Origin of the sequence: Microbacterium sp. GCM10027623 (genome assembly GCF_042666935.1) — a bacterium.
Classification (GTDB): Bacteria; Actinomycetota; Actinomycetes; order Actinomycetales; family Microbacteriaceae; genus Microbacterium.
Genome location: NZ_JBHTHE010000002.1, coordinates 552,368 through 572,715 on the forward strand (window position 1 = coordinate 552,368; position 20,348 = coordinate 572,715).

19 protein-coding genes are annotated in these 20,348 nt (G+C 69.7%); 10 read left to right on the forward strand and 9 right to left on the reverse strand.

Annotation, left to right across the window (positions count from 1 at the left end; all coding sequences use genetic code 11):
- Nucleotides 1-32 precede the first annotated feature (32 nt).
- From ACFQY2_RS09965 to ACFQY2_RS09990, 6 genes are all read right to left on the reverse strand, one after another.
- A complete protein-coding gene (locus ACFQY2_RS09965; protein WP_378745621.1) occupies nt 33-590 on the reverse strand; it encodes a hypothetical protein in 558 nt (185 codons plus the stop codon).
- 94 nt (nt 591-684) lie between these two features.
- The gene (locus ACFQY2_RS09970; RefSeq protein ID WP_378745622.1) at nt 685-2,271 is read right to left on the reverse strand and encodes a DUF222 domain-containing protein; all 1,587 of its coding nucleotides are present in this window, start codon (nt 2,269-2,271) and stop codon (nt 685-687) included.
- 116 nt (nt 2,272-2,387) lie between these two features.
- Entirely contained in the window at nt 2,388-2,693 is a 306-nt protein-coding gene (locus ACFQY2_RS09975; protein ID WP_378745623.1) for a hypothetical protein, read from the reverse strand.
- 77 nt (nt 2,694-2,770) lie between these two features.
- Nucleotides 2,771-3,664: a hypothetical protein gene (locus ACFQY2_RS09980; protein WP_378745624.1), complete on the reverse strand. Its 894-nt coding sequence runs from the start codon at nt 3,662-3,664 to the stop codon at nt 2,771-2,773.
- A gap of 98 nt (nt 3,665-3,762) precedes the next feature.
- Entirely contained in the window at nt 3,763-4,455 is a 693-nt protein-coding gene (locus ACFQY2_RS09985) for an NTP transferase domain-containing protein (protein ID WP_378745625.1), read from the reverse strand.
- Between the two features lie 278 nt (nt 4,456-4,733).
- On the reverse strand, nt 4,734-5,753 hold the full coding sequence (locus tag ACFQY2_RS09990) for a hypothetical protein (protein WP_378745626.1): 1,020 nt from the start codon (nt 5,751-5,753) through the stop codon (nt 4,734-4,736).
- On the opposite strand from ACFQY2_RS09990, the gene ACFQY2_RS09995 reads away from it, so the two are divergent.
- The 3 genes from ACFQY2_RS09995 to ACFQY2_RS10005 are packed head-to-tail and all read left to right on the forward strand — an operon-like array spanning nt 5,740 to nt 8,861.
- The gene (locus ACFQY2_RS09995) at nt 5,740-7,017 is read left to right on the forward strand and encodes an ATP-binding cassette domain-containing protein (RefSeq protein ID WP_378745627.1); all 1,278 of its coding nucleotides are present in this window, start codon (nt 5,740-5,742) and stop codon (nt 7,015-7,017) included. The two genes, ACFQY2_RS09990 and ACFQY2_RS09995, sit on opposite strands and share 14 nt — an antisense overlap.
- Nucleotides 6,993-8,561, forward strand: coding sequence for a hypothetical protein (locus ACFQY2_RS10000; protein ID WP_378745628.1), 1,569 nt, complete (start codon nt 6,993-6,995; stop codon nt 8,559-8,561). Before ACFQY2_RS09995 ends, ACFQY2_RS10000 begins: the two co-directional genes overlap by 25 nt.
- Before the next feature lie 33 nt (nt 8,562-8,594).
- The gene (locus tag ACFQY2_RS10005) at nt 8,595-8,861 is read left to right on the forward strand and encodes a DUF3039 domain-containing protein (RefSeq protein ID WP_307372439.1); all 267 of its coding nucleotides are present in this window, start codon (nt 8,595-8,597) and stop codon (nt 8,859-8,861) included.
- Between the two features lie 3 nt (nt 8,862-8,864).
- Here ACFQY2_RS10005 and ACFQY2_RS10010 read toward each other — a convergent pair whose 3' ends face one another.
- Complete coding sequence (locus ACFQY2_RS10010; RefSeq protein WP_378745629.1) at nt 8,865-10,184, reverse strand: nicotinate phosphoribosyltransferase; 1,320 nt, start codon at nt 10,182-10,184, stop codon at nt 8,865-8,867.
- A 93-nt stretch (nt 10,185-10,277) separates the two neighbouring features.
- Here ACFQY2_RS10010 and ACFQY2_RS10015 point away from each other — a divergent pair, with 93 nt between their 5' ends.
- From ACFQY2_RS10015 to ACFQY2_RS10040, 6 genes are all read left to right on the forward strand, one after another.
- Nucleotides 10,278-11,777 (forward strand): glycoside hydrolase family 3 protein, encoded by a 1,500-nt coding sequence (locus ACFQY2_RS10015; RefSeq protein ID WP_378745630.1) that lies wholly within the window; start codon nt 10,278-10,280, stop codon nt 11,775-11,777.
- On the forward strand, nt 11,774-12,712 hold the full coding sequence (gene murQ, locus ACFQY2_RS10020) for an N-acetylmuramic acid 6-phosphate etherase (protein ID WP_378745631.1): 939 nt from the start codon (nt 11,774-11,776) through the stop codon (nt 12,710-12,712). The genes ACFQY2_RS10015 and murQ overlap by 4 nt, the downstream gene beginning before the upstream one ends.
- A 22-nt stretch (nt 12,713-12,734) precedes the next feature.
- Entirely contained in the window at nt 12,735-13,598 is an 864-nt protein-coding gene (gene murI / locus ACFQY2_RS10025) for a glutamate racemase (RefSeq protein WP_378745632.1), read from the forward strand.
- A gap of 37 nt (nt 13,599-13,635) precedes the next feature.
- Complete coding sequence (gene rph / locus ACFQY2_RS10030) at nt 13,636-14,394, forward strand: ribonuclease PH (protein WP_378745634.1); 759 nt, start codon at nt 13,636-13,638, stop codon at nt 14,392-14,394.
- On the forward strand, nt 14,394-14,987 hold the full coding sequence (rdgB, locus tag ACFQY2_RS10035; RefSeq protein WP_378745635.1) for an RdgB/HAM1 family non-canonical purine NTP pyrophosphatase: 594 nt from the start codon (nt 14,394-14,396) through the stop codon (nt 14,985-14,987). Before rph ends, rdgB begins: the two co-directional genes overlap by 1 nt.
- Before the next feature lie 80 nt (nt 14,988-15,067).
- Nucleotides 15,068-15,988, forward strand: a complete 921-nt coding sequence (locus tag ACFQY2_RS10040) for a cation diffusion facilitator family transporter (protein WP_378745636.1) — start codon at nt 15,068-15,070, stop codon at nt 15,986-15,988.
- Between the two features lie 159 nt (nt 15,989-16,147).
- On the opposite strand, the gene ACFQY2_RS10045 is transcribed toward ACFQY2_RS10040, so the two are convergent.
- Nucleotides 16,148-18,643, reverse strand: coding sequence for an ATP-dependent DNA ligase (locus tag ACFQY2_RS10045; RefSeq protein ID WP_378745637.1), 2,496 nt, complete (start codon nt 18,641-18,643; stop codon nt 16,148-16,150).
- A gap of 66 nt (nt 18,644-18,709) precedes the next feature.
- Between ACFQY2_RS10045 and ACFQY2_RS10050 the strand changes: the two genes are divergently transcribed.
- Nucleotides 18,710-19,564 carry a Ku protein gene (locus tag ACFQY2_RS10050; RefSeq protein WP_378745638.1) on the forward strand — a complete coding sequence of 285 codons (855 nt, stop codon included), beginning with the start codon at nt 18,710-18,712 and terminating at the stop codon, nt 19,562-19,564.
- Nucleotides 19,565-19,582: 18 nt separating this feature from the next.
- Here the strand turns inward: ACFQY2_RS10050 and ACFQY2_RS10055 are convergent, their stop codons facing one another.
- The gene (locus tag ACFQY2_RS10055; protein ID WP_378746155.1) at nt 19,583-20,317 is read right to left on the reverse strand and encodes a DedA family protein; all 735 of its coding nucleotides are present in this window, start codon (nt 20,315-20,317) and stop codon (nt 19,583-19,585) included.
- Nucleotides 20,318-20,348: the final 31 nt, after the last annotated feature.

Here is a 20,348-nt window from a genome sequence, read left to right on the forward strand (position 1 = left end):
CCCACCAGGGGACCCCAGGACCAAGAGCACGACTAGGGCGAGCACGTGCGTTCCTCGTCCCCGGTTGTGCTCGATACACGGAGCGCGGTCGGACTATCCGACGGGGTGAGAACCACGAGCATTGACTGAACTGGCGCTCGTCCATCTGGAACAAGCGAAGCACCGGTCGAGTCAAGAACGTCGGTCTTCGATACGTCAGCACAGATATGCATCGAGATGTCCCCGGTGTCGGGGTCAACAGATAGCGGCGTCGCTTGCTGGATAGTCGTAGATCCCACAAGCACTATTGACTTCGCGCGCAATTCGCTCAGAGACTCTCGGAGGGCCGCTGAGGCCTCTCCGGTGGTCCAATCGATAACCGTATCGAACGTATCCGGATCGCTGGTGTCCACCTGATTGAGAGCATCCGTGTACGCCCGGTACGTCTCTTCCGCGGCCGCGAACGCTTCCTCGTCCGAGGAGAACAGTGCGGTCTTGGTCGGTGCGGGCTCGGGCTCCGGCTCGGGAGTGCACGCGACCAGCATCCCGAGTGCGAGCAGTCCAGCGGACAACGCGCCGAGCGTGCGGACGGAGGAGGTCGCGAGAGTCACCCGGCCACGGTAACTCGAATGAGTCGCGTTCCGCAGAAGTTATCCACAGCTCTGCCTGTCTCCTGCACCGCGGTGCACGAAGGCACCCCGGAGGTCAGAACGGCACGAGGGAATCGACGGGCGTGACCCACTCGATGTCTTCAACGGAAAGCGCGGGTTGATCGGTCGGATCCGGATCCGGATCCGACAGCACGAACATGACGCGACGAGGTGGTCGGTCGACGCGACTTCGACCGAGAGGGCTCGTCCATTCGACGCTCCAGTCGGGGAGCTGCTTCGCGGTCCAGCGGTGCTCCTCCGGGATCGACGGATGCTTGAGCGAATGGTGCGTTGAGCACAGGTGGGCGAGGTTGTGGATGCTGGTTGGTCCGCTCTTCGCCCAGTCGACCGTATGGTCGGTCTCGCACCGGTGAACGGGCATGCGGCATCCGGGGAAGCGGCAGTGCTGGTCGCGTGCGCGCAGGTATCGGCGCATCGCGGCGGTCGGCTGGTACGTGTCGGTCTGGGTGACGAAGCCGGTCGGGTCCAGGAACAGTCGGGTCCAGGAGGTCGCATGGCCGGCGAGGGCGCGGGCCACGTCCGGGTGCAGCGGTCCATGGTTGTCGAGCTGGGCAGGCAGGTCATCGCGGCCGGCGAGGGTGGTCGCGCTGATGGTGACCTGGATGTGCGCACTGATCTCGCCCAGTCCGGTGCCCTGCACAGCGGTGGGGGCGGCGCCGAGCAGCATGTCGGTGAGCAGGTCCGCGCGGACCTGGTCCATCGTGCGGCGGTCGGTGGGGATCTGGATCACCTGCGGGCCCGCGGCGATCATCTGATCCACGCGCGCCCAGTACACGGCCAGATCCTCCTCATCGCCCTCTGCTGCGGCATCCTCAGGGAACGGGTCGCGGGTGAAGGTGCCGTCTCCGACGATGACCCCGTCGTTGTCGCCGACACCGGCGTGGGCCTGATCGCGAGCGTCGGCGGCGGCCGCCTCGCGGTCGATCTCGTCCCCGTCAGTGGGGAGGGTCGGGGTGCGGTGCTCCAGGTGCTGCATCTGGTGGCGTCCCATCCGGGTGAGGCGATCCATGATCGCGGTCGCCACGTGCTCGGGCAGGACCGCCTGCAGCAAGGCCAGCCCGTCACCGACAGGGCGCGCACTGACGCCGCGCTCGGCTTCGGCCACCTTGTGCCGCTCGGTGAGACTCAGCCCCGCCAACGCGGCGGCCAGCTCGCGCACATGAACCCTCGTTCGCGCCGGCGCCTCCTGCGTGGCGAACTCCAGTGCGCCGGCCTCGTAGAGGCGGAGCGCGGCGGGATCGCTGCCGCCCTCTGTGATCGCGCGGGACACCTCGGATGAGGCGCGCAGGATCTCCCGCACGTGCGCAGCACTGACGGCGCCGGTCGCGAACGACTCCCGCAGCGCGGGAAAGCTGTCCGCCAGCAGGCGCGCGTCGGCGAACGCGTGCTCTGCGCTGCCTTTGGCGATGCATCCGGCAGTCGAGTACTCCGCGATCATGGACCGCTCGATCGCATCTCGATGCAGCGGCTGCTCGGCGGCATCCTCATCCATCAGTTCCAGCCGGTCCGACAGAAGCCCCGCCGCTCGGGCCTCCAACGCGGCGATCTGACGACGCATCTCGACCCACTCGTCCAGCAGCGCGGCCTGCGCTTCTCGGCGGACGATCGGATCTGTGGACATGACTCCAGTATAGAACAAAGTTTCGATTACGGGAAGGGTTCGCGGAGCATTTCTCCAGAAGATTGTGGTGTTCGCCGCCGCGCGCTCGCGCAGGGACCAGTGGGGACACCGGCGCCTCACACGGCGAACCGCCACACATACTCCAGACCGTCGTACTGGCGGAACCATGCGATCGTGACGACGACGTCCTCGAGGCGGGAACCGCACAGGCACAGCTCGATGGCCTCGGTCGGCAGCACCTGACCCCACAGATCCACGAGATCGACGGAGGAGGCGTCGCTGCGCATCACCTTCACGAAGTCGACCGGCTCCAGCCCCGCGTTCGTGATGACCGGATGAGTTCGGTCGGTGCGTGCGACCAGCCACGGAACGGCATAGGGCGGTGGCGACGACGTCGGGGTGGGCTCGATGGGGTGCGGCATGCCGCCAAGCTAAGGATGCCGACCGACGCCCCGTCGCTGCACAAGACGGCGTCGCCGCAGCCTGTGGACAATCCGCCTCACTCGGCGGTTGTGGAGGACGATTCAGCCTCGCCGTCGGCGTGCGGACGGCGCCGCTTGAGGCGGGACGCGACGCCGGTTCCGATCGCGCGCGCGCCGTGCAGCATCCGCCGTTCCAGCTTCTCGCTGCCAGGCACCGGCTCCAGCGCGCGCGGAAGCCAGGCGGGCGCCGTGCCGAACGCACGCCGTGAGTTGCTCAGCACGCGACGCCCCAGCAGATGGTTGCCGGCGCCGCCGACCACCGCGCCGACCCCGAACGGCAGGGCCTTGCCGATGAACGATGCGCCGCCGCGCGAGGCGAACTGGCGGACGAACGCCGACTTCAGTCGGTCCACGAGCGGCCCGACAGCCGCGCGGGGGAGCGACTTCGTCACCAGCTCACCCCAGTACGAGGACCGGGTGCCTCCCTTTCCCGATGCCTGTCTGGCCAGCTGCGACACCAGGTCGATGCCCTCCTTGCCGAGCATCAGGGCCATCACCAGCGCACGGGCACGCTCGGGGTCCTCGACCGCGACACCGTGGACCTCGGCCACCGACTGGGCGAACAGCGCCGTCGACTCCATGAACCCCACGGTCTCCGCGCCCGACAACGCGAGCGTGATGCCTGTTCCGATCCCGGGGATCACCGCTGTCGCGCCGACCGCGGCTCCGCCGGTCGTCACGGTCGCGAGGTATCGGGTCTCGAGGATCGAGATGATCTGCTGCGGAGTGGCATGCGGATGGCGCAGACGGATGCTGCGGATGTGCGCCACGACGAGCGGACGCTGCACGGCGAGAACGCGATCCAAGCCGCGCGCGGACCACGGCCGCGCTCCCACGGGAGCGGCCGGCTCGACAGGTCGAGTGCGGTCCTCGTCGGGGAGGATGTAGAGCTGGTGAACCTTCTCGGGCATGTCGTGATCATAGGTGCGGCGTCCGCGAGAACGCCGAAAGCCGCCTCCCGCAGGGGAGACGGCTTCCGAGATCTTCGACGGCTCAGGCGCCGAATGGATCACACGAAGAGGTTCGCGCGCTCCAGGTCCTCAGCGAAGTCGACCTCGACCGCGTACAGGTCCGAGACGTCCATCGGCTCGAGCAACAGGCCGTCCTCGGCGATCGCCAGTTCCAGGCCCCGCTCGAAGTAGTCCTGGTCGGCGACGCGCTGCAGCTGACGGATGAACGCCTTCTTGTCCGCGGCGGAGATGTAGTTGATGCCGACGGCTTCGCCCAGACCGCCCTTGACGGTCTTGGACAGCTCCTTGATGTACCCCTCGGCGGTGACCGTGTACTTGACCTCTTCGTCGCTCACCTTGGAAGTGTTGACCGTGACGAACGACTGGTCGCGCTCGATGAACTCGATCGCGCGGCCCAGGATGCGCGGGTCGAAGACGACGTCTCCATTCATCCACAGCACCCCGCCCTTACCCGTGGCGTTCAGGGCGCGCAGCAGGCTCTTCGACGTGTTCGTCACGTCGTACCGCTCGTTGTGCACGTAGTTCGCGGAGGGGAACGCCTCGATGATGGTCTCGGCACGGTAGCCGACGACAGCGGTGATGCGGGCGTCGTTGCCGAAGGCGGCGCGGATGTTGTCGTGCTGCTGCCTCATGATCGTGCGTCCATCGCTCAGCTCGGTGAGCGGCTTCGGCAGGGCGCGGCCGAGCCGCGAGCCCATGCCTGCGGCAAGGATGACGGTCTGAAGAGTCACGGTTTCTCCTAAAAAGAACTTGTGTTCACTGTCGATTCAACGACGGGACACCTCTTCGTGCCAGCATCATGCTACTGAAGTCACCTGGGAGCGCTCGGGCGAGGGCGTCGCCGTTGCCGTTTCGTGATCGTTTGCACACCTGTCACTCAGGCTCTCATCCGGCCTCTCGACGCCTGTCATCGAGTGTGAAGAAGCCATCCGGAGCGGGCGCTTCGGCTTGATACCGTAGTACCTGTGACTGCTTCTCGGGATTCCGGAGACGACCGCATCGACATCTCTCAGAACGAGAACGCGGATGCCGTCGCGGCGCCCCCTGCGCAGAAGAAGGCGCCCCGTACGACCGCGGCATCGACCGATCGGAAGACGCCTGCGGGCAAGGCGAGCGGCGCGGGGGTGAAGGCGAAGACCGCGGCCGCGAAGTCGACCGCGCGGCCAGCGACAGGCACGAAGACGGAGGCCGTGAAGAAGGCGACTCCGAAGACCACGACCCCGAAGACAGCGGCCCCGAAGACAACAGCCCCGAAGACCGGCGATTCGAAGAAGGCGACCGCGAAGACCGGCGATTCGAAGACGGAGGGCGCCAAGACGGCAGCCGCGAAGAAGGCGGCATCCACGACCGCCGCCGCGAAGACCGCGGCCGCCAAGCGCGCCGCGGCCGCGACGGCCGCGAAGACGGCCGCAGTGAAGAAGGCGACCGCGGACGCCGCCTCGGCAAGGACGGCGGCCCAGGATGCCGCAGCGAAGGCAGCCTCGGCGAAGGCCGTGGCGGCTGCGAAGCCCGCGACAGCGAAGTCCACAGCGGCCCAGGCGACGGCGGCCGCCTCGAAGAGCAGCGCGACGCCCAGGAAGACTGCGCGGCCTTCAGCGAAGCGCGCGGCGCCGGGGGCGGAGGCCGAGGCGGATGCGCCGGCCACGTCTCCCGCTCCGACGGCGAAGTCCCCGACAACGGCGCCCGCGACCGCAGCCGCCAAGACCGCGCCTGCATCTGCATCGTCGAAGAAGACCGCGTCTTCGAAGACGACCGCGGCATCGAAGACGCCGGCACCGAAGACCGCAGCTTCGAAGAAGACCGCGGCATCGAAGTCGACAGCGTCGAAGTCTGCAGCGTCGAAGGCTGCGGCATCCAAGAGGTCAGCGTCGAAGTCCGCGGCATCCCCGTCTCCCGCGGCGTCTCCCGCGGCGAACACCACGGCCGGGGCCGGCTCCACCGGGGCGGCGGAACCCACGACGACGTCTCCCGCAATCGAGACCCGTCCCACCGCCGCTGCTGATCCCGTCGAGAACGTGTCGATCGACACCCCGGTGCGGATCGTCCCAGATGTGCGGCTGACCCCACGGCTCACCGCCGCGTCGAACAGCGCGGAGTCTCCCACCGAGGCGCGGCCACCCCGCAGTGCCGCGGGTTCCGCTGCTGCGGCGGCGGCGGAGCCCTCGGCGGCCTCGATCGCGGATGTCGTCGACCCCGAAGCGATCGCCCCCGGCACGCAGGCCGCTCCCGAGTCCGAGGCCGCCCTCGCACCCGCAACCACCTCGGACCCGGAGGTCGAGGCCGCTCCCGAGCCCGAAGCCGCCCCCGCATCCGAAAGCGACGTCGCCTCCACCCGCGCATCCGATGTCGCGCCTGAGACGGACGCGGCATCCGAGGCCGAAGCCGCGCCCGTCCCCGAGACCATTCCGGCCGCCGAGCCCGAGACCGAGTCCGCTCCCGAGCCCGAGGCCGCATCCGACGCGCCCATCGACAGCGAGACGCTGACACCGATCACGGATGAGTCACCGTCCGCGCCGGAGGCGGACGAGGACGCCGTCGACGCGATCCGCATCCGTGGCCTGGTCAAGCGCTTCGGCGACGCGCACGCCGTCGACGGAGTCGACCTGACAGTGCCCGCCGGATCGTTCTACGGACTGGTCGGCCCCAACGGTGCAGGCAAGACGACGACGCTGTCCATCATCGCCGGCCTGCTGCGCCCGGACGCCGGCACGGTTCACATCAGCGGGATCGACCAGCGCGTGAACCCGCTCGCCGCGAAGCGCGTCATGGGCGTGCTGCCCGACCGGCTGCGCACGTTCGACCGGCTCACCGGCCGTCAGCTGCTGCACTACTACGGCCAGCTGCGTGGCCTGGACCGCGCCGTCATCGACAAGCGCATCGGCGACCTCGCCCGGGCGTTCGACCTCACCGAGGCGCTGAGCCGCGTCGTCTCGGACTACTCGGCCGGTATGACGAAGAAGCTCATGATCGCCGGGGCCCTGATCCACTCGCCGCGCGTGCTCGTGCTCGATGAGCCCTTCGAGGCCGTCGACCCGGTGTCGTCGGGCGTGATCCTCGACATCCTGCGTTCCTACGTGGCGCACGGCGGCACGGTCATCCTGTCCAGCCACGGCATGGACCTGGTGGAGCGGGTCTGCTCGCGTGTCGCGGTGATCGTCGACGGCGAAGTGCTCGCCGAGGGCACGATCGACGAGGTGCGCGCGGGGCAGACCCTCGCCGCGCGATTCGTCGAGCTCTCCGGCGTCGGCGCCGAAGTGGAGGGACTCGAGTGGTTGCACACGTTCTCCGCCTGAGGCTCGCCCTGCTCGCAGGCGCCCTGCGCGGCGAACGCCCGGAGCGCAGAGTGCTCGCGCTGCTCGCGACCGTCGTCGTCACGGTGGCGGTCTGCATCGCCGTGGTCGGACTCGGCACCGCCACACTTCCGCCCGCTCGCACCGTGATGGTGCTCGCCGCGGCAGCGTCCTTCCTCGCCTTCTTCCTCGCGCCGATGCTGACCGGAACGCCCGACCAGCTGGACCCGCGCCGGTTCGGTCCGTTCGGGGTCGATGAGAAGCGGGTGCCGTGGATCCTCGCTCTCGCGTCCCTGTTCAGCGTGCCGAGCCTCGCTCTCATCGCGGTCAACGTCTGCTTCGTCATCACCGCGGTCGCCGTGGGCGGGCTGGCCTGGCCGGTCGCGGTCGCCGCCGCGATCGTCGCCGTGGTCTCCACAGCACTGATCGCTCGCATCGGCATGGCGATCAGCGCCATCGCGCTTCCGGAGCGCCGATCGCGGGAACTGACGGTGCTGTTCACGATCCCGGTGATCGTGGTCGCGTTCCCGGTCGCCGCGTACTTCGCCTCCCTGAAATGGGACGGTCAGGTGCCGGCCTCCGTCGCCGCCGCGGCGACCGTGGTGGGCTTCTCACCGCTCGCGGCTCCTCAGGCGTTCGTCTTCCACCTCGCCGAGGGTGATGCCCCCGCGGCCTGGGCGAGCGGGCTCGTCGCTCTGGCATCACTGGGCCTGCTCCTCGCTCTGTGGGCGTATCTGGTGCGTCGTCTGCTCACCACCACGGACCGGCCGTACGCGACCCGTGAGCGCTCGGGACTGGGCTGGTTCGGCTCACTGCCCGCCAACGCCTTCGGCGCGGTCGCCGCACGCAGTCTGGTCTACTGGCTGCGCGACCGCCGCTACGTCGTCAACATCCTCGTCGTGCCGATCGCCGGCGTGCTCACCGTGTTCCCGCTGATGGTCGCGGGCGTTCCGGCGTGGGCCGCCGCGCTCGTGCCGGTGCCGCTGATGGCGCTGTTCTTCGGCTGGCTGCCGCACAACGACGTCGCCTACGACTCGACCGCGCTGTGGATCCACATCGCCAGCGGTGTGCGAGGTCTGCCGGACCGCCTCGGCCGACTGGTGCCCGTGCTGCTGGTGTCGATCCCGCTGCTCGCGATAGCCATCTCCGTCACGCTGGCGTACATCGGCTATTGGCATCTGCTGCTGCCGCTGATCGGCGTGGCCGCCGTGCTGCTGCTGACGGGTCTGGGCATGTCGAGCGTGGCCTCGGTCGTGGCACCGTACGCCGTGTCGCGCCCGGGAGACAGCCCGTTCCAGCAGCCGCAGCGGGCCTCCTCGCACGGATCCTTCGGTGCGGCGGGCACCTTCCTCGGCGCACTGCTGTTCAGCGCACCCACCCTCTGGTTGTTCGTGCTCACGGTGCTGGAGGGCGACCAGCACGCGCCCGCGGTGTTCTGGACGGGCATCATCACCGGAGTCGTGGTTCTGTTCGGCGGTGCCGCGATCGGCGGTGTCATCTTCGAGCGCACGGGTGCGCGGCTGATGGAGTTCGTCGAGACCACCTGATCCCGGTGCGCGGACGGCGGCTAGAATCTCCCCATGAGTACTCCGCTGGACAGCCCCGATCAGGGTGGCGTGGCAACACTTGATCGCGAACTCGAAGAGCTCCTCCGTGAGGAGAACCTCGAGCCCGGCGACCATGAGCGCTTCTCGCACTACGTCAAGAAGGACAAGATCCTCGAGTCCGCCATCACCGGCAAGCCGGTGCGCGCACTGTGCGGCAAGAAGTGGACGCCGGGGCGCGACCCCGAGAAATTCCCGATCTGCCCCACCTGCAAGGAGATCTACGAGAAGATGGTCGGCTGATCCCTAACGGGCGTCGACGAACAGCGTCTGGATCGCCGGGTCCGACTTGCTGAGTGCGAGCGCTCGCACGGGCAGCTCCTCGCGCACGCGCAGGTGATGCTCCCGAGCGGATGCGGTTCCCTCGGCGCCCTCGTGGGCGGAATCGATCTCGCCCCCGTCGACGAGCGTGACCTGCAGGGCACGACCGTCCGGATGATCCGCCGGCGTGTCCAGGTGCTCGAACCCGTCGGCGACCACGATGGTCTCGGCCGTCGCGACGCCGTTCTGCAACGAGCGGAACGCGGCCTTGCGCCCGCCCTTGGAGCCCTTGTCGGTCGATGCCTTCGCCACGGACACCCAGCCGCCCCCGGCGTCCTGACGTGCCACGAGTTTGTAGACCATTCCCGCCGTGGGGTAGCCCGAGCCCGTGACGACGGACGTGCCGACGCCGTAGAAGTCGACCGGGGATGCCGCGAGTGCGGCGATCGCGTACTCGTCGAGGTCGCTGGTGACGGTGATCTTCGTGTCGTTCGCGCCGAGTTCGTCCAACTGCGCGCGCACCTCAGCGGCCACGATCGGCAGATCGCCGGAGTCCAGTCGAACGCCTCCCAGGCGCGTGCCCGCCACCCGCACGGCTGTCTCGACGCCGGCGGTGATGTCATAGGTGTCCACGAGCAGGGTCGTGTCCACGCCGAGGCAGTCGACCTGGGCGCGGAACGCCGCCTCCTCGCTGTCATGCAGCAGCGTCCACGAGTGCGCGGCGGTGCCCATCGTCGGGATGCCCCACTGTCGGCCGGCCTGGAGATTGCTGGTGGCCGCGAACCCGGCGATGTAGGCGGCGCGTGCGGCGGCCACGGCGGAGTGCTCCGCGGCACGGCGAGAGCCCATCTCCGCAAGCGGGCGCTCGCCGGCGGCGATGCTCATGCGCGCGGCGGCCGTCGCGACGGCCGAATCGTGATTCAGCACACTCAGCGCCAGCGTCTCCAGCACCACGGCATCCGCGAAGGAGCCCTCGACGGTCAGGATCGGCGAGCCGGGGAAGTACAGCTCGCCCTCGCGGTACCCGCGGATCGTCCCCGTGAACCGGTAGCTCTCGAGGTAGGCCAGCGCCGCGCGGTCCACGACATCGTGGTCGCGTAGGAAGCGCAGCTCGTCATCGCCGAAGTGGAAATCCCGCAGCAGGGAGAGCAGACGCCCGGTACCCGCGACGACGCCGAAGCGACGTCCGCCCGAGAGCCGTCGCGAGAACAGCTCGAAGACGGAGGGCCTGCTCGCCGTGCCGTCGCTGAGCGAGGCGGCGAGCATGGTCAGTTCGTAGCGGTCGGTGAGGAACGCGGAGCTCATCCGCTCAGTGTATCGGCGTGCCGGATCGGGAATACTGAGGTGGATGCCGGATCGCCCCGGCAGTCGACGCGGGGAACGCAGAAGGAGCCGAGGATGGCGCAGGCCGATGAGCTGGAGCGACTGGCGAACGCGATCCTGTGGCCCGGCTTCCTCGGCTCGGATGTTCCCGGCTGGCTCGCGGATGCTCTGGGCAACGGTCTCGCAGGGGTGGTGTACTTCGCGCAGAATCTCGACGGCGACACCAGGGCACTGAGCGAGGAGATCCACCGCATCGCCCCGCAGGCGCTGATCGGCATCGACGAGGAGGGCGGCAGCGTCACCCGCCTCGAGTCGAGCACCGGCTCGACGCTTCCGGGTGCTGCGCAACTCGGCATGCTGGACGACGCGGACATCACGCGTGCGACCGGATACGAGATCGGGCGGCGCGTCGCCGCGATCGGCGCGGATGTCGTGATCGCGCCGGTCGCCGACGTGAACACCGACCCGCGCAACCCCGTGATCGGGGTGCGTGCGTTCGGGGCGAGCACCGGCCTCGTCTCCCGGCATGTCGCCGCCGCGGTGCGCGGCATCCAGTCCACCGGCCTCGCCGCCTGCGCCAAGCACTACCCGGGGCACGGCGACACGCACACCGACTCGCACCACGACCTGCCGCGTCTGAAGATCGACCAGGACGAGCTCGACCGCGTCCACCTGCCGCCCTTCGCGGCCGCGGTCGAGGCCGGTGTGCTCTCGATCATGACCGCGCACATCGCCGCACCCCAGTGGGGCGAGGCCCCGGCGACGCTCAACCCGCTCGTGCTCGGCCGGCTGCGCGCGAGCGGATTCGAGGGCGTCATCATCACGGACGCCCTCGACATGGCCGCCGTCCGTGAGACGGTCGGCATCGGCGGGGGAGCCGTGCGCGCGCTCGCCGCCGGCGCCGACCTGCTCTGCATCGGCAACCCCACCAACCCGGGCGCGGGGATGCTGCCCGACCAGGACGAACGCGACTACCTCGAAGCACGCGATGCGGTCGTCGCCGCGATGCGCTCGGGCGAGCTCGCCCGCGCTCGCGTCGAGGAGGCAGCGGGTCGGGTCGCCGCGATGGCCGTCGTCGTGCGCTCCCGTGGACCGGTCGCCGAGGTGGCGTTCGACGGGGATGCCGTCGCCGACCGCGCGCTGAGGGTCGACGGCGTGCCCGCAGCGCTCGAGGCTGCCCCCATCGCCGTCATCGATCTGCGACGCGCCTCCAGCCTCGCCGTGGACAGCGCAGGGGCGCACGTCGCGCTGACGCTCGCGCAGGGAGGCCCGGTCATCCGGCTCGACGCCACGAGCGTCGGGGATTCCGACGTCGACGCGGCGATCATCGCCGCGGGTAAGAGCCAGAGCGTGGTGCTCGTCGACCGCATCGACGCGGGTGCGCCGCAGCGGGTCGTGCTCGACCGCCTCCGCTCCGCCCTGCCCGAGACCGTCGCGGTCAACGTCGGCCTGGCCGTCGATGACGCCGGGCCCACCGTCACCGCGTCGGCGGCCAGCCTTCTCGCGGCCCGTGCCGCCCGCCGCGCGCTGCGGAACCCGCCCGTCGTCACCATTCCGGAAGAGGACCCGTCATGACCGACCGCGCAGAGTTGCGATCCACTCTCGAGACCTTCGCGACCGAGCGCGTGGATCCGCGCTTCGCCGACCTCGACACGCTCGACACCCGCGCGCAGGTGGGCCTGATGGCCGAGCATGCGCATCGCGCGGTCGACGCGGTCGCCGAAGCGGGCGAGAGCATCGCGCGGGCCGTGGACGGGATCGTCGAACGGATGCGGCAGGGAGGCCGCCTGATCTACATCGGCGCAGGCTCGCCCGGCCGCCTCGGCGTGCTGGACGCCAGTGAGATCCCGCCGACCTTCGGTGCGGACCCCGGTCTCGTGGTCGGGGTGATCGCCGGCGGCGACCACGCCCTGCGCTCGGCCGTGGAGAACGCCGAGGACGATGCGCCGGCCGGTGCTGCGGCGCTCGCCGAGCTCGAGGTCGGTCCCCTGGACAGCGTGGTCGGCATCTCGGCATCCGGTCGCACCCCCTACGTGATCGGCGCCCTGCGCACCGCACGGGAGCGCGGCGCGCTCGCGATCTCCATCGCGGGCAACCGGTCGGCGGAGATGTCGGCCGACGCCGACATCGCCATCGAGGCGGAGGCGGCTCCGGAAGTCGTGGCGGGCTCCACGCGGCTGAACTCCGGCACGGCGCAGAAGCTCGTGCTCAACATGCTCTCGACCCTGGCCATGGTGCAGCTGGGCAAGGTCTACGGCAACCTCATGGTGGACGTGCGATCGACCAACGAGAAGCTGCGCGCCCGCGCGGAGCGCATCGTCATCGCCGCCACCGGGTGCGAGCCGGAGGCCGCGGCCGACGCGCTCGTCGCAGCGGACGGGTCGGTGAAGCTCGCCATCGGGATCGTGGCCTCCGGTGCCGACACCACGGCAGTGCGCGAGGCCCTCGCCGCAGCGGACGGCCACCTGCGGGACGCGCTCGAGGCCCTGGGCTCGGGCCCCGCCGAGTAGTGGCCGAGTAGGCTTGAGGATCATGAACGACGCGCCCATCGGCATCTTCGACTCCGGAGTCGGCGGGCTGACGGTAGCCAGGGCCATCCGCGCTCAGCTGCCCCAGGAATCGCTCGTCTACATCGGCGACACCGCCCACTCGCCCTACGGGCCCAAGCCCATCGCGGACGTGCGCCGCTACAGCCTCGAGGTGCTCGACACCCTGGTCGAACAGGGCGTCAAGATGCTCGTGATCGCCTGCAACACGGCATCCGCAGCCATGCTCCGCGACGCACGGGAACGCTACGACGTGCCCGTGGTCGAGGTCATCGGCCCCGCCGTCCGGCGCGCCGTGTCGACCACGCGGAACGGCCGGATCGGGGTGATCGGCACAGTCGGCACCATCGGCTCCCGCGCGTATCAGGACATGCTCGAGGTCAACGAGAGGCTCGAGGTGTTCACGGCCGCCTGCCCGCGCTTCGTCGAGTTCGTCGAAGCCGGCATCACCGGCACCCCCGAGGTGCTGGCCGTCGCCGAGGGCTATCTCGCGCCCCTGCGGGACGCCGGAGTCGACACGCTCGTGCTCGGCTGCACCCACTACCCGTTCCTGCGCGGCGCGATCAGCTACGTGATGGGTGACGGCGTCTCGCTGGTCTCCAGTGACGACGAGACCGCCGCCGACGTGTATCGCCAGCTCGTGCGCAGCGACCTGCTCGCGTCGCCGGATGCCGTGCCCAGCTACGTGTACGAGGCCACCGGCGCCTCGGCCGACGACTTCACCGTGCTCGCCAACCGCCTGATGGGCCGTGAGGTGCGCGACGTGCAGCTCGTGCAGACCGGCGTCATCACGCTTCCCGATCTGTCCGGTCTCGACGATGTCGACCCGGCGACCGCATCCCCGCACTGAACCTCCGCCCCGCCTGAACTCCCTCCGAGAGGAAACCATGTCAGACATCGTCCGCGCCGACGGCCGCAGCACCGACCAGCTCCGCGAGGTCACCATCGAACGCGGCTGGTCCGCACACGCCGAGGGCTCGGCGCTGATCAGCTTCGGTGGCACCAAGGTGCTGTGCACGGCGTCGTTCACCAACGGCGTGCCGCGCTGGCTGACAGGCAAGGGCAAGGGCTGGGTCACCGCCGAGTACGCCATGCTGCCGCGCGCCACCAACAGCCGCAACGACCGCGAGAGCGTGAAGGGGCGCATCGGCGGGCGCACACATGAGATCTCCCGCCTGATCGGCCGTGCGCTGCGCGCCGTGGTTGACACCAAGGCGCTCGGCGAGAACACCATCGTCATCGACTGCGATGTGCTGCAGGCCGACGGCGGCACCCGCACCGCGGCGATCACCGGCGCCTATGTGGCGCTCGCGGATGCCATCGAGTGGGGGCGCGCGAAGAAGTTCATCGGAAAGAACTCCACCCCGCTGCTGGACACCGTCGCCGCCGTCTCGGTCGGCATCATCGACGGCGAGCCCATGCTCGACCTGGCCTATGTCGAGGACGTGCGGGCGGAGACCGACATGAACATCGTGGTCACCGGCCGCGGGCTGTTCGTGGAAGTGCAGGGCACCGCCGAGGGGGCGCCGTTCGACAAGCGCGAGCTGGACGCACTGCTGGAACTGGGCGTGAACGGCTGCGCGACGCTGACCGAGCATCAGCGGGCGGCGCTCGCGGACGCGACCGGTCAGGGGGCCCCTGCCTGATGCGCATCGTCCTCGCCACCCACAACCCGCACAAGGTCGCCGAGTTCCAGCAGATCGTCGCGGCCACGCGCCCGGATCTCGAGGTCGTCGGCTACGACGGGCCGGAGCCGGTAGAGGACGGCGTGGCCTTCGCCGAGAACGCGCTGATCAAGGCGCGTGCGGCGGCCGCCCACACCGGTCTGCCGGCGCTGGCCGACGACTCCGGCATCTGCGTCGACGTGCTCGGCGGGTCGCCGGGCGTGTTCTCGGCGTACTGGGCGGGGCAGAGGAAGGACGCCGCCGCGAACCTGGCGCTGCTGCTGGATCAGCTCCGCGACGTGGCCGATCCGCACCGCGCCGCCCAGTTCCACTCCACGATCGCGCTCGTGGACGCCGAAGGGCACGAGCACGTCGTCGAGGGGATCTGGCCAGGACGCCTCGCGCACGAGGCGTCGGGCGAGGGCGGGTTCGGCTATGACCCGATCTTCATCCCGGACGGTCAGGAAGCAGCAGCCGAGCGCACCGTCGGTCAGTTCACGGATGCCGAGAAGCAGTCGCAGTCGCACCGGGCGCGCGCCTTCCAGGCACTCATCCCGCTGCTGGCCGGGCTCTAGCATCTGCTGTTGAGAACCGTTACCGTTCCCGACTGGGCGAACGGGGCCGCACGGGTGCGCTTCCGGCCTAGCCTGGAGGTATGCACGATCACGCACCTGCTGTCGGCGGCATCCGTGATGCCGGCCACCGGCTTCTGCTGACCGTCTCGCTGTCGCTGACCGTCACCGTGATGGTCGTGCAGGTCGTCGGCGCGGTCCTGTCCGGTTCACTGGCTCTGCTGGCCGACGCCGCCCACATGTTCACCGATGCGTCGGCGCTGGTCATCGCGCTGATCGCGACCGCCGTCGCCGCCCGCCCCGCCGACGACCGGCGCACCTTCGGCTACCAGCGCGCAGAGGTCTTCGGCGCCCTGATCAACGCCGTCATCCTCAGCGTGCTGATGGTGGTGGTCGCCGTACAGGGCATCCAGCGGCTCGTGGACCCGGGCGAGGTGGAGGTGGCCGGGCCTCTCATGCTGGTCGTCGCCGTGGTCGGAATGATCGCGAACGCGATCTCGCTGTGGCTGCTCAGCCGAGCCCAGAGAACGAGCATCAACGTGCGCGGGGCGTACCTGGAGGTCATGGGCGACCTGATCGGCTCGGTCATGGTCATCATCGCCGCGATCGTGATCGTCACGACCGGGTGGATGCCGGCCGACGCGATCGCCTCGCTCCTGATCGCCGTGATGATCCTGCCGCGCGCGATCTCCCTGCTGCGCGAGGTCTTCTCCGTGCTTGCGGAATCGGCGCCGAAGGGCATGTCGGTGACGGAGATCCGCCACCACCTGAAGCGCTACGGCGGTGTCGTCGACGTCCATGACGTGCACGTCTGGCAGCTCACGCGCGGTGCACCCGTGTTCACCGCGCACGTCACGGTCGATGCGGCGCTGTTCGCCGCCGGGGGCTCGCCCGCGCTGCTGGCGCAGCTGCAGACCTGCCTCGCCGACCACTTCGACGTCGAGCACTCCACGTTCCAGCTGGAACCCGCCGGGCGCGACGACTGCGAGGCGACGCACGCCTGACCCTTCGCTCCCCGCGCCCCACTCGGAGCGCCGGTCCGAGCCGCTCCGAGCCTCGGGCCGCGTGGGCGCGTGGGCCCGGCTCGGGGACAGGCGGTCGGCGCCTGCGGTCAGGATCCGCGGTCGGGGGCCGCGGTCAGGATCCGCGGTCGGGGGCCGCGGTCAGGACTCGCGCCGCACCTCTGCGGGGCTCTTGTCCGGACGCAGCCCGCGCCAGCGCGAGTGGCGCAGGATGCCAGCGGGCGTCCACTCCGAGAACTCCACCTCCGCGACGAGTTCGGGGCGCACCCACAGGGCATCACGGGACTCCGGCCCGGGCACGTCATCGGCCGGTGCGCTGTCGGTGCGCAGAGGCTCCAGACGTGCGGCGAGGTCGCGCAGCATCCGGTCGGTGAAGCCGGTGCCGACCCGGCCGACGTAGTGCATGCTCTCATCGTCGCCCGGGACGGCCAGCAGCAGGGAGCCGATCCCGTCGCGACGATTGCCCTGACCCGGCCGGATGCCGATGATCACGACCTCCTGGGTGTGCGTGTTCTTCAATTTCAGCCAGGAGGAGCTGCGTGCACCCGGACGGTACGTGGAGTCGGGATCCTTCGCGACGACGCCCTCCAGTCCGTGCTGTCTGCTCATCTGCACGGCGGCATCGACGTCGTCGAAGACGGGCGGCACCTGCACGGGGGCATCGAGGTCGGATGCGAGCTGCTCGAGCAGCTCGCGGCGCTGGCGAAGCGGCATCCGAGTCAGGTCGTGGCCGTCCAGGCGCATCAGATCGAACAGCATGTACGTGATGGGGGTGCGCACCACCTCGCGCTCGATCTCGCGTCCGCGGGTGAGGTGCATCCGGTTCTGCAGACGCGTGAAGCTGGGACGGCCCTGCGCGTCGAACGCCACGATCTCGCCGTCCACCACGGCGTCGGCGACGGGCAGGTGCGGCGCGCCGTCCGCGGTGAGTTCGGGGTAGCGTGCCGTGATGTCGGTGCCGCTGCGCGCGCTGAGCGTGAAGCGGCCGTCGGCCCAGGTGCCGATGGCGCGGATGCCGTCCCATTTGATCTCCGCCCACGCCTCGGCGCCGAGCCCGCGGGCGACGCCGGCGGAGCCCGGCTCGGCGAGCATGGGGGCGTAGGAGGCCGGGGGAGCGTCGGCGGTCTCGGCGATCCGTGCGCTCGGTGCCGGCTCCTGCGTGGAATCCGGCTCCTGCGTGGAATCCGGCTCCTGTGTGGATTCCGGCTCCTGTGTGGAATCCGCAGGGGCGGAGCCGCTCGGATGCCGTGTCGAGGACGCCTTCATGCGGTGCAGCAGCCATTGGGACTTCTCGCCCTCGCCGCCGGTGCGGATCAGTGCGAGGCGCGGCGCGCCCAGCCGACCGCCCGGCTGGCCGGTGAACGTGCCGATCACCTCGTCGTCGCGCCATTTCTCCAGGGCGACGGTGCCGGTGTCCCAGACGGTCATCGAGCCGGCACCGTATTCGCCCCGGGGGATCTCGCCCTCGAAGGTGAGGTACTCCAGCGGGTGCGGCTCCGTCATCACCGCCAGATGGTTGCGATCGGTGGACTCCGGGATGCCCTTCGGCACCGCCCAGCTGATCAGCACGCCCTCGCGTTCGATGCGCAGGTCGTAGTGCAGGCTGCTGGCCTGGTGCTCCTGGATCACAAAGCGCGGGTCGCCGCCGCCGGTGACGTATGCCGTGCGGGGCATCGGTTCGGGGGTCTTCGCCGCATCGCGCTTGGCGAGGTAGGCGGCCAGCGCCGGGCTCGGCGGCGCCAGGGCGGCGAGCGGATCGATTCCCGCCTCCACGCGCTCCAGTACCTCGGCGAACTCGAGGTGGCGCAGGTCCGCGTCGTCCAACTCCTCCCAGGTGCGCGGCGCCGCCACCCACGGGCGCGAGCGCCCGCGCAGCGAGTAGGGGGCGATGGTGGTCTTGGACCCGTTGTTCTGGCTCCAATCGATGAACACCTTGCCCCCGCGCGCGGACTTGGCCATCGTGTGCGTGGCGAGGTCGGGGTGGTCCGCCTCGATCAGACGGGCCAACTCCTTCGCGACAGCGGACACCTCGTCGCTGGTCTGCCGGCCGGTGCCATCCTCGGTCGTGGGCAGGCGCGCGTAGAGGTGGATGCCCTTGCTGCCACTTGTCACCGGCATCGGCTCCAGACCCATGCCGCTGAGGATGCCGCGTGCGATCCGGGCCACCTCGGCGCATTCGGCCAGCCCGACGCCCGGTCCCGGGTCGAGATCGAGCACCAGTCGGTCGGGCCTGCCTCGACCGCCGGAGTGGGTGAAGCGCCACTGCGGCACGTGCAGCTCCAGGGCGGCGATCTGCGCGAACCACGCCAGCGTGGCGACGTCGTCGGCGAGCGGGTAGTCCTTCGCTCCCTCGGAGTGCTCGATCGGCATCCGCCGCACCCAGTCCGGTGCGCCCTGCTCGAGCTGCTTCGTGAAGAAGCTCTCCGCGGGATCCGCCGCCGTGCCCACCCCGTCCACCCAGCGCTTGCGGGTGACGGGGCGGCCGCGCAGGTGCGGCAGCATGACGGGCGCGATCTGCGTGCAGTAGGAGAGGATCTCGCCCTTGGTCGTGCCCGTCTCGGGGTAGACGACCTTGTCCAGGTTCGTCACGCGCAGGCGACGGCCGTCGATCTGAACGACCTGCCCGCTCGCTGCCATGTGCACAGATTAGCCGGGTGACGCAAGGTGCTGGCCCCGACGGCCGGGACTGGCGATACTGGGGGCATGAGGAGCATCTGGAAGGGCGCCGTGACCTTCGGCCTGGTGAACGTGCCGGTGAAGGTGTACTCGGCGACGGAGGACCATGACATCTCGTTGCACCAGGTGCACGACGAGGACGGCGGCCGGATCCGTTATCAGCGCGTGTGCGAGCTGGACGGGAAGGTGGTCGCCTACTCCGACATCGATCGCGCGTACGTCGACGACGACGGGCAGACCGTGGTGCTCACCAAGAAGGATCTCGCGGCGCTGCCGGCGGAGAAGAGTCGCGAGATCGATGTGGTGGAGTTCGTGCCCACCGAGCAGATCGATCTGCTGACGCTCGACCGGGCCTACTATCTCGAGCCCGACTCGAAGTCTCCGAAGGCGTACGTGCTGCTGCGCAAGACGCTCGAGCAGACGGATCGCACCGCGATCGTGCGGTTCACGCTGCGGCAGAAGACCCGCCTGGCGGCGCTGCGTGTGCGCGGTGACGTGCTGGTGCTGCAGACGCTGCTGTGGGCGGACGAGGTGCGCGAGGTGGCGTTCCCGTCGCTGGATGAGGATGTGAGGATCAGCAAGAAGGAGCTGGAGATGGCGTCGTCCCTGGTGGACAGCTACTCCAGCGACTTCGAACCGGAGTCGTTCGTCGACGAGTACCAGAAGGAGCTGCGCACCCTGATCGATGCGAAGATCGAGGCCGGCGAGACCTTCGACGTGTCGGAGACCTTCGCCGACGAGAGCGAGGGCTCCGGAGGCGAGGTCATCGACCTGATGGAGGCGCTGCGCGCCAGCGTGGAGAAGTCCAAGGCCGCCCGGAAGGAGCCCGAGACCAAGCCCGCTGCCAAGAAGAGCGGCGGCAAGAAGAAGAAGGCGAGCTGAGTCGGGCGGGCGTGCCGATCAGCGCTCGCCGTCGCCGTCCAGGTCGGGGGCGCGGTCGAAGACCTCGGCATCGAGCTGCAGTTCGCGTGCCTCCTCGGCGTCGGTGTCGACGTCCTTGCCTGCTGCGGCTTCCTTCTTCGCCTTATGGCGCTCGCTGAGGTAGTGCCACAGCGTGATCAGAGCCGTACCGCCGACGGCGGCCAGCAGGATGAGGTCGATGTAGTCCTGGACGAAGTTGGCGATCGGGGGGATGTACCCGATCCCGTATCCGAACATCGTCAGACCGAAGCCCCACAGCACGGCGCCGATGAGGTTGTACAGCGAGTACCGCTTCCAGGGCATGTGGCCGACGCCGGCCGCGACCGGTGCGAAGGTGCGCACGATCGGCACGAAGCGCGCGAGGATGACGGTGATGCCGCCGAAGCGCTCGAAGAACGCGTTCGTGCGCTCGACGTTCTTGCGGCTGAACAGCCCGGATTCCTTGCGCTCGAAGACCGCCGGTCCGCCCTTGTGGCCGATGAAGTAGCCGACCTCGCCGCCCACGAACGCGGCGAGTCCGATGAGCAGCGCGACGACCCAGACACTCGTGCCGAAGACGCCGTGCTCCGACTGCCCGAGTGGATGCGAGAGCAGACCCGCGATGACCAGCAGGGTGTCTCCGGGCAGCAGGAACCCGATCAGCAGTCCGGTCTCGGCGAAGACGATGAAGCACACGACCAGCAGCGCCCAGGGGCCTGCGGCGCCGATGATCATCTCGGGGTCGAGCCAGGGGATGAGTGCGGTG

Bases quoted from the DNA above. Each gene is read 5' to 3' on its own strand.
- ACFQY2_RS09970 (WP_378745622.1), bottom strand. From the start codon at position 2,271: ATGTCCACAGATCCGATCGTCCGCCGAGAAGCGCAGGCCGCGCTGCTG.
- ACFQY2_RS10005 (WP_307372439.1), top strand. From the start codon at position 8,595: ATGAGTACTCCGCTGGACAGCCCCGATCAGGGTGGCGTGGCAACACTT.
- ACFQY2_RS10055 (WP_378746155.1), bottom strand. From the start codon at position 20,317: ATGATCATCGGCGCCGCAGGCCCCTGGGCGCTGCTGGTCGTGTGCTTC.
- ACFQY2_RS10010 (WP_378745629.1), bottom strand. From the start codon at position 10,184: ATGAGCTCCGCGTTCCTCACCGACCGCTACGAACTGACCATGCTCGCC.
- ACFQY2_RS10040 (WP_378745636.1), top strand. From the start codon at position 15,068: ATGCACGATCACGCACCTGCTGTCGGCGGCATCCGTGATGCCGGCCAC.
- murI (WP_378745632.1), top strand. From the start codon at position 12,735: ATGAACGACGCGCCCATCGGCATCTTCGACTCCGGAGTCGGCGGGCTG.
- murQ (WP_378745631.1), top strand. From the start codon at position 11,774: ATGACCGACCGCGCAGAGTTGCGATCCACTCTCGAGACCTTCGCGACC.
- ACFQY2_RS10050 (WP_378745638.1), top strand. From the start codon at position 18,710: ATGAGGAGCATCTGGAAGGGCGCCGTGACCTTCGGCCTGGTGAACGTG.
- ACFQY2_RS09975 (WP_378745623.1), bottom strand. From the start codon at position 2,693: ATGCCGCACCCCATCGAGCCCACCCCGACGTCGTCGCCACCGCCCTAT.
- rdgB (WP_378745635.1), top strand. From the start codon at position 14,394: ATGCGCATCGTCCTCGCCACCCACAACCCGCACAAGGTCGCCGAGTTC.
- ACFQY2_RS09980 (WP_378745624.1), bottom strand. From the start codon at position 3,664: ATGCCCGAGAAGGTTCACCAGCTCTACATCCTCCCCGACGAGGACCGC.
- ACFQY2_RS10015 (WP_378745630.1), top strand. From the start codon at position 10,278: ATGGCGCAGGCCGATGAGCTGGAGCGACTGGCGAACGCGATCCTGTGG.
- ACFQY2_RS10045 (WP_378745637.1), bottom strand. From the start codon at position 18,643: ATGGCAGCGAGCGGGCAGGTCGTTCAGATCGACGGCCGTCGCCTGCGC.
- rph (WP_378745634.1), top strand. From the start codon at position 13,636: ATGTCAGACATCGTCCGCGCCGACGGCCGCAGCACCGACCAGCTCCGC.